Annotated in this window: 1 protein-coding gene; it reads right to left on the minus strand. The window is 68.4% G+C overall.

The genetic code is table 11. From position 1 onward, the window contains the following. Nucleotides 1-566 (minus strand): hypothetical protein (locus KDM41_18775; GenBank protein ID MCB1185469.1); only part of this gene is annotated, 566 nt, incomplete at both ends.

Below are 566 nucleotides of genomic sequence, written 5' to 3' on the forward strand. Positions count from 1 at the left end.
CACGTAGTGTAGCCGACCGTTGAGCTCGGCCTGGCTGTCGCGCTCGCGGGCCAGGCGCCGCTGCAGCACGTAGCCGCGGCGGCTGCGCCGCTCCTGGGCGTTGGCGATCATCATGCCGAGCAGGTTGAGCGTCACGCCGTAGAAGAGGGTGCTCTGCACGAGCTTCGCCTCGATCGCATCGCCGGCCCCGATGACGACGGCGACGTAGGCGGCGAAGACCGTCCAGCCGGCAACGGTCGCGGGCAGGAAGTCCAGCCGCACGAAGGCGTAGTTGAACACGTAGGTGAAGACGATGCCGAAGAAGAGCGGCTGGATGTCGGCGTGGCCCGCCAACGCGATCTTCACCGCGAGCGCGCCGCCCACGACGACCACGTCGCCGGCGAAGAGCACCTGCTGCCAGCGCTGGTACCCGGGCAGGAAGGTGAGCCCCAGGCTGACCAGCAGGACGGGGGTCAGCACGCCGAAGACGATCAACTGGTAGGTCGCGGCATGCTCCGGATAGAACACGCGGTCGACCACGGCCCAGGCCCCGATGAAGAACAGGGCCGCCACATGGCACAGGCGAT

This window comes from bacterium (genome assembly GCA_020440705.1).
In the GTDB taxonomy this organism is placed as follows: Bacteria; Krumholzibacteriota; Krumholzibacteriia; order LZORAL124-64-63; family LZORAL124-64-63; genus JAGRNP01.